Source organism: Cryobacterium sp. M96 (genome assembly GCF_002929845.1).
In the GTDB taxonomy this organism is placed as follows: Bacteria; Actinomycetota; Actinomycetes; order Actinomycetales; family Microbacteriaceae; genus Cryobacterium; species Cryobacterium sandaracinum.
In genome coordinates this window covers 20,146-27,065 of record NZ_PJJS01000024.1, presented here as the reverse complement: position 1 = coordinate 27,065, position 6,920 = coordinate 20,146, and the positions used below count along the sequence as shown (strand labels likewise).

The window sequence follows — 6,920 nt, the reverse complement described above, 5'->3', positions numbered from 1 at the left end:
TGTGGTAACCCAATCGATACCGGAGGTCCTCACCTTTTTAGCTCACGCCACGCTCACAACCTGTGTGGGAACAACAGCTAGAGGGCGACGATGGCGTGCACAGGAGCGTCGCCGAGGCGCGTTCGGCCGACCAGTTCGGTCAGCTCCAGCACGACGCCGACGCCGGTCAGGCGGTAGCCGGCGCGCTCGATGAGCCGGGCGGTCGCGGCGATCGTGCCGCCGGTGGCCAGCACGTCGTCGACGACCAGCACGCGGGAACCCGGCGCGAGCTGGCCGATCTCGAGCTCGAGGCAGGCCGAGCCGTACTCGAGGTCGTACTCCTCGCTCAGCACCGATCCGGGGAGCTTGCCACCTTTGCGCACGACGAGCACGGCGACATCCGCCGCGTAGCCGATCGCCGCGGCCAGCAGGAAGCCGCGGGCCTCAATGCCGGCCACCGCGTCGAATTCACCCTGGAACCGGCCGGCGAGCTCGTCGATCAGCGCTCGAAAAGCGGCGGCGTCGGCGAACACCGGGTTGAGGTCGCGGAAGAGGATGCCCACTTGCGGAAAATCCTGGTACGAGGCGAGAAGGGCGTTGACATGGTCTGCAGCGGGGGTGGGCACCCCACGAGTTTAAGCGTGCGGCCGACGGATGCCGTGCGGGCCTCCCGACGCCCCTCAATGGACGGTTCGGACAGGGCCCCGTGCTAGCCTCGCATTTGGCTAATCAGATTAGGTATTTTTCCGGTATCTTGACTGAATCACCCGAAGGGATGGCTAATGCGGCCGGTCGAAGTGCTCGAAGAACTCGTGGTCCTGCTGGACGAGTCCGGCCGCGAAATCGGCACGGCCCCGAAGCTCAGTGTGCACGACACAGACACCGCGCTCCACCTCGCTTTCTCCTGCCACGTGCTCAATCCGGCCGGCGAGGTTCTCGTCACCCGACGCGCCCTGTCGAAGAGGACCTGGCCGGGCGTCTGGACCAATTCCTTCTGCGGCCATCCGCTCCCGGGCGAGGAATTTCCCGCTGCCATCGAGCGGCGCGCGCTGTTCGAGCTCGGACTCTCGATTGCGAACCTGACGGTCACCCTGCCTGACTTCCGCTACCGCGCCGTCGACAGCAGCGGCATCGTCGAGAACGAGATCTGCCCCGTCTACCTGGCCCGCGCCACCGGCGAACCCGTACCCAACCCGGACGAGGTCATGGAATTTGCCTGGGTGGAGCCGGCCGCCCTGCAGCGCTCGGTGCGGGACGCCCCGTGGGCGTTCAGCCCCTGGTTGGGGCTGCAGCTCCAGGAATTGACCAGTTTCGATGCATGAAATTCAGGCGCTCGGGGTAGGGACGGAGTTGCAGCGTTTTTTCGCCGCCGCCCGCCTGCGTGCCAGCGACTACGGCGAACACTATGTCGCGCTCTGGGACTCTCTCGAGCAGGCCAGCAGCGGCGGCAAGCGTGTGCGCCCCGCACTGGTGCTGGCTGCGTTCACCGGCCTCGGCGGCACCGACCTCACCCTGGCCACTCCGGTCGCGGTCAGCTTCGAACTGTTGCACACGGCCTTCGTGATCCACGACGACGTGATCGACCACGACCTCGCCCGCCGCGGCGTGGCCAACATCGCCGGGCAGTTCACCGAGCGCGCCCTCGCCCACGGAGCCGGCGACCAGGCCGGGGCGTGGGCCGCGACGGCCGCGATCCTGGCCGGCGACTTGGCGCTGAGCGAGGCCCACCGCGCCCTCGCGATGCTGCCGGTCGAGCTCGAACTGCGCGGCCGCCTGCTCGACCTGCTCGATCGAGCGGTGTTCGTCTCCGCTGCCGGGGAACTGGCGGACGTCACCAACGCCGCGTCGAAGCATCCGCTCACGGTGGCCCAGGTCATCTCCACCCTGGAGCAGAAGACGGCGGTCTACTCGTTCGAGGCTCCCCTGCAGGCCGGCGCCATCCTGGCCGGCGGCTCGGCCGAGGCGATCGACGTGCTCGGCGCCTACGGCCGCCTGATCGGCGTGGCCTTCCAGCTGACCGACGACGTTCTCGGGGTCTTCGGCAACCCGGAGAAGACCGGCAAAAGCGTGCTCACCGACCTGCGGGAAGGCAAGCAGACGACCCTGATCGCCCACGCGGGCACCACCCGCGGCTGGCCAGAGATCGCCCCCTTCATCGGCAAGGCCGACCTCACCGAGGCGGAAGCGGACACCGTGCGCGGCCTGCTTCGTGACTGCGGTGCCCTGCAGGCAACGGATGAGCTGGCCACCGACCACTGCACTCGCGCCGTGGCCGCGCTCGACACGGCCGCCGTACCGGCGCCCCTGCGCGCGCTGCTCACCACCCTGGCAGGCACCGCCGTGAATCGCAGCCGATGAAACGTGACAGCCCCGACGACCACACCGGCATCGCGAAGTACAACGCCGCGGCCCGGGCCAGCTCCGCCACGGTCATCGGCCACTATTCCACCTCGTTCGGCCTCGCGGCCCGTCTCCTCGAGCCGCGCGTGCGCAGCCAGGTGCGCACCATCTACGCCCTGGTCCGGGTCGCCGATGAGATCGTGGACGGCGCCGCAAGCCAGGCCGGCGTGAACGTGGACGGCCAGCGCGACCTGCTGGACGCGCTCGAACGGGAGACCAGCCAGGCGATGGGGTCGGGCTTCAGCACCAATCTGGTCGTGCACGCCTTCGCGGCGACCGCCCGGGAAGCCGGAATCGACACCAGCCTGACCACACCCTTCTTCGCCTCGATGCGCCGGGACCTCGACCCGTCGCCGTTCGACGCGGCCGGAGTGGCCGAGTACATCTACGGTTCGGCCGAGGTGATCGGGCTGATGTGTCTGCGCTGCTTCGTGCAGGACACGCGGTGCACGACCGATGAGCTCCAGGTTCTCGAGGCCGGTGCCCGGAGCCTCGGCGCGGCCTTCCAGAAGGTCAACTTCCTGCGCGACCTCGCCGCCGACCGGGACGCCCTCGGCCGCAACTACTTTCCCGGTGTGAACCTGCTGACCATGACCGAAACACAGAAGAACGAACTCCTCGACGACATGGACGCCGACCTCGACGCGGCGGCCCGCGTGTTGCCCATGCTCCCGGTGGGGAGCCGCCGCGCGGTCACCGCTGCACACCACCTCTTCGCCCGCTTGTCGGCGAAGCTGCGAGTCACCCCCGCGCGAGAACTGATGAGCGCCCGGGTACGGGTGCCGGATCCGGAGAAAATCATGATTGCACTCACCGCGTCGTTCGGACCGGGAGCGTGGAAGCGATGAGCGCACCGACCAGGCACACCGTTGTCATCGGCGGCGGCATCGCCGGACTGGCCAGCGCCGCGCTGCTGGCCCGGGACGGCCACCAGGTCACCCTGCTCGAGGCGCAGGCCACCCTCGGCGGCCGGGCCGGCTTCTGGGACGTCGACGGCTTCCGGTTCGAGACCGGGCCGTCCTGGTACCTGATGCCGCAGGTGTTCGACCACTTCTACCGGCTGTTCGGCACATCCTCCGCGGAACAGCTCGACCTGACCCGCCTCGACCCGGGCTACCGGGTCTTCTTCGAGGGCACGACGGAGCCGGTGGACATCGCGGCCGAGCGGGCCGACAACATCCGTCTGTTCGAAAGCCTCGAACCCGGTGCGGGCGCGGCCCTCGACCGCTACCTCGTCTCGGCCAAAGAGACGTATGACATGGCAGTCAAACGGTTCCTGTATACAAGCTTCGCCTCCTTCACACCCCTGCTGGTTCCGGATGTCCTGAAGCGGCTCGGTCGGTTGGCCCGACTGCTGCTGCAGCCGCTGGACAAGTTCGTGGCCGGCTATGTGAAGGACCACCGTTTGCGCCAGATCCTCGGCTACCCGGCCGTGTTTCTCGGCTCCTCGCCCGACCAGACCCCGTCGATGTACCACCTGATGAGCCACCTCGACATGGCCGACGGCGTGCTCTACCCGCAGGGTGGGTTCACTCGGCTGATCGACAGCATCGCCGACATCGCGAAAGCTCAGGGCGTGACCGTGATCACCGAGGCGACTGTGACGGCGATCCACACCACCCCGGGCGCCGCAACCGCCGTCGCCGGGGTCAGCTATCGCACGGGCGACGGCAGCAGTGTCACCCTCGACGCCGACACGGTCGTCTCGGCCGCCGACCTGCACCACACGGAGACCGAGCTGCTGCCGGCATCCGCGCAGACCTACCCCGAGCGCTGGTGGCAGAAACGCGTCTCCGGTCCGGGCGCCGTGCTCGTGATGCTCGGCATCAAGGGAGACCTGCCCGAGCTGAAACATCACAGCCTGTTCTTCACCAGGGACTGGGCCGAGAACTTCGGCCGTATCTTCGGCAAGAAGACCAGCGTGCCCTCGCCGGCCTCCTTCTACGCCTGTATGCCCAGTGCCACCGACCCGGGAGTCGCCCCTGAGGGCTACACGAACATGTTCCTGCTGGTGCCGATCCCCGCCGACCCGGGCCTCGGCCACGGCGGGATCAACGGCCAAGGCTCGGCCGCGATCGAGAAGATCGCGGATGACACCGTCAAACAGCTCAGCGACTGGGCCGGCATTCCCGACCTGGCGGAGCGGATCGTGGTGCGCCGCACGGTGGGACCCGGCGACTTCGCCGACGACCTCAACTCCTGGCGCGGCGGGGCCCTCGGCCCGGCGCACACCCTGCGGCAGAGCGCATTCCTGCGCGGCTCCAACGCCTCCGCGAAGGTCGACGGTCTGTTCTACGCCGGCGGAACCACCATCCCGGGCATCGGACTTCCGATGTGCTTGATCAGCGCTGAAATTCTCCTCAAGCGGATCAACTCGGACACGAGCACGGGACCGCTCCCGGAACCGCTGCCGAACTCCGTGCGGGCGCCGCTGCCGGAAGCCCAGTGACTTCGGCAGCACAGTGAATCCGGTAGTGCTGTGACGTTCGCGTATCTGCTGACCCTGCTTCTCAGCCTGGGGGCGATGGTGCTGCTCGACCGTCGCTTCCGGCTGTTCTTCTGGCGGAACCCGGTGCGAGCTGCCATCGTGCTCGGCGTCGGGTTGGTGTACTTCCTCGTCTGGGACCTCTTCGGAATCGGCCTGGGCATCTTCTACCGGGGCGAGACGACCCTGATGACCGGTCTGCAGCTGGCCCCGGAGCTGCCCGTGGAGGAGTTCTTCTTCCTCACCTTCCTCTGCTACCTCACCATGAACGCCGTGCAGGGGGCGCGCCTGCTGCTCGGCTCCCGGGCCGAACGGGCCGGCGTCGACGAGGGGAGCGACGGGTGACCTACCTGCTCCTGAACACCGTCTTCCTTCTGCTCGCCACGGCTGTGTTCCTCACGGCCGTGCGCCGCGGCAGGCTCTCCCGGCACAGCATCCGTGCCGCCGGGATCGCCATGGCCGCCGTGCTCGTGCTCACGGCCGTTTTCGACAGCATTATGATCGGGGTCGGACTGGTCGACTACGATCCCAGCCGCATCTTTGGATTGCGGATCGGCCTGGCCCCGATCGAAGACTTCGCCTATCCCGTTGCGGCAGCGCTCCTGCTGCCCGCGCTCTGGGCTCTGCTGGAAAGAAAACCGAATGACTGAGACTCGCACCCCACCGCTCTGGAAGACCCGGCAGGTGCTGCTCTCGTCACGGCCGCTGAGCTGGATCAACACGGCGTTCCCGTTTGCCGCCGCGTATGTGGTGACGACCGGCCGGGTGGACGCCTTGCTGCTGGTGGGCACCCTCTTCTTCCTCATTCCGTACAACCTGCTGATGTACGGAATCAACGACGTCTTCGACTACGAGTCCGACCTGCGCAACCCGCGCAAGGGCGGCGTCGAGGGAGCCATGCTGGACCCGGTCCTTCACCGCACGGTGCTCGTCTCCGGGATCGTGACGGCTGTGCCCATGCTGGTGGTGATGCTCGTCCTGGCCGGCGCGGAGCATCCGTGGTCATGGTTCATTCTGGCCGTGAGCCTGTTCGCGGTGGCCGCGTACTCCGTTCCGGGACTGCGGTTCAAGGAGCGCCCGATGGTGGACTCGATCACCTCGAGCACCCACTTCGTCAGCCCCGCCGTCTACGGTCTCGTGGTGGCCGGCGCCGTCGTGACGCCCGGCCTGGTTGCCCTGCTCGCCGCGTTCTTCCTCTGGGGCATGGCCAGCCACGCGTTCGGCGCCGTGCAGGACGTCGTGCCCGACCGGGAAGGCGGCATCGCCTCGATCGCGACCGCGCTCGGCGCCGCGCGGACCGTGCGCCTCGCGATCGCATTCTGGGCCCTGGCCGGACTGCTCATGCTTGTGACCGGCTGGCCCGGGCTGCTGGCCTCGGTGCTCGCGGTGCCCTACATTCTGGCGGCCTGGCCGTTCCGGTCGGTGTCGGACGAGCGGTCCGAGACCGCGAACGCCGGCTGGACGCGTTTTCTCTGGCTCAACTTCCTGACCGGATTCCTGGTGACCATGCTGCTGATCGCCTGGGGGAAGCTCGGGCCTTTCTAGGGTGCGGGCCGTTCGGGCCTGCGCGCCGTAGAGTCGAGGGATGGAGCCTCTGACCACCGCCCGTGTCGACAGCTGGACCTGGGCCGTGCGGATGTTCAAGACCCGTTCCCAGGCCACGGCCGCCTGCCGAGCCGGTCACGTCAAGGTGAACGGCGAGCGGGCCAAGTCCGCGCAGACCGTGCGGATCGGCGACGAGGTGCGGGTGCGCATCAGCGGTTTCGACCGCATCCTGGTCGTGTCGAAGATCATGGTCAAACGGGTCAGCGCGCCAGTCGCGGCGGAGTGCTTCGTCGACCAGACTCCCCCGCCGCCCCCGCGCGAGGAGGTGGCGCTCCTCCCGATGCGGGACCGCGGCGCCGGCCGTCCCACCAAGCGCGAACGCCGCGAGATCGACAAGCTTCGGGCGCCCGAGGTGCTGCCGCCTGGCCCCGACGACGAGTAGCGGCGTCCCGGCTCAGTCGTGAGTCAGGCCCGGCCGAGCTCGCGTGTCGCCGGATGTGCCAGATCACCG

Annotated in this window: 9 protein-coding genes; 8 read left to right on the top strand and 1 reads right to left on the bottom strand. The window is 68.4% G+C overall.

The features are described 5' to 3' along the window. Positions 1–77: 77 nt before the first annotated feature. Positions 78–605: an adenine phosphoribosyltransferase gene (locus CXY79_RS01125; RefSeq protein ID WP_104099329.1), complete on the bottom strand. Its 528-nt coding sequence runs from the start codon at positions 603–605 to the stop codon at positions 78–80. Positions 606–761: 156 nt separating this feature from the next. On the opposite strand from CXY79_RS01125, the gene idi reads away from it, so the two are divergent. Genes idi through CXY79_RS01085 form a run of 8 tightly spaced genes read left to right on the top strand, consistent with a single transcriptional unit; the run spans position 762 to position 6,851 of the window. Continuing rightward, on the top strand, positions 762–1,301 hold the full coding sequence (idi, locus tag CXY79_RS01120) for an isopentenyl-diphosphate Delta-isomerase (RefSeq protein WP_104099328.1): 540 nt from the start codon (positions 762–764) through the stop codon (positions 1,299–1,301). Next, on the top strand, positions 1,294–2,337 hold the full coding sequence (locus tag CXY79_RS01115) for a polyprenyl synthetase family protein (protein WP_104099327.1): 1,044 nt from the start codon (positions 1,294–1,296) through the stop codon (positions 2,335–2,337). Before idi ends, CXY79_RS01115 begins: the two co-directional genes overlap by 8 nt. Continuing rightward, a complete protein-coding gene (locus CXY79_RS01110; protein ID WP_104099326.1) occupies positions 2,334–3,227 on the top strand; it encodes a squalene/phytoene synthase family protein in 894 nt (297 codons plus the stop codon). The genes CXY79_RS01115 and CXY79_RS01110 overlap by 4 nt, the downstream gene beginning before the upstream one ends. Beyond that, entirely contained in the window at positions 3,224–4,828 is a 1,605-nt protein-coding gene (crtI, locus tag CXY79_RS01105; protein WP_104099325.1) for a phytoene desaturase family protein, read from the top strand. The genes CXY79_RS01110 and crtI overlap by 4 nt, the downstream gene beginning before the upstream one ends. 30 nt (positions 4,829–4,858) lie before the next feature. Then, positions 4,859–5,209, top strand: coding sequence for a lycopene cyclase domain-containing protein (locus tag CXY79_RS01100; protein WP_104099324.1), 351 nt, complete (start codon positions 4,859–4,861; stop codon positions 5,207–5,209). Further along, complete coding sequence (locus CXY79_RS01095; protein WP_104099323.1) at positions 5,206–5,514, top strand: lycopene cyclase domain-containing protein; 309 nt, start codon at positions 5,206–5,208, stop codon at positions 5,512–5,514. The genes CXY79_RS01100 and CXY79_RS01095 overlap by 4 nt, the downstream gene beginning before the upstream one ends. Beyond that, on the top strand, positions 5,507–6,409 hold the full coding sequence (locus tag CXY79_RS01090; RefSeq protein WP_104099322.1) for a prenyltransferase: 903 nt from the start codon (positions 5,507–5,509) through the stop codon (positions 6,407–6,409). The genes CXY79_RS01095 and CXY79_RS01090 overlap by 8 nt, the downstream gene beginning before the upstream one ends. A 40-nt stretch (positions 6,410–6,449) precedes the next feature. Beyond that, entirely contained in the window at positions 6,450–6,851 is a 402-nt protein-coding gene (locus CXY79_RS01085; RefSeq protein WP_104099321.1) for an RNA-binding S4 domain-containing protein, read from the top strand. The last annotated feature ends 69 nt before the right edge of the window (positions 6,852–6,920 follow it).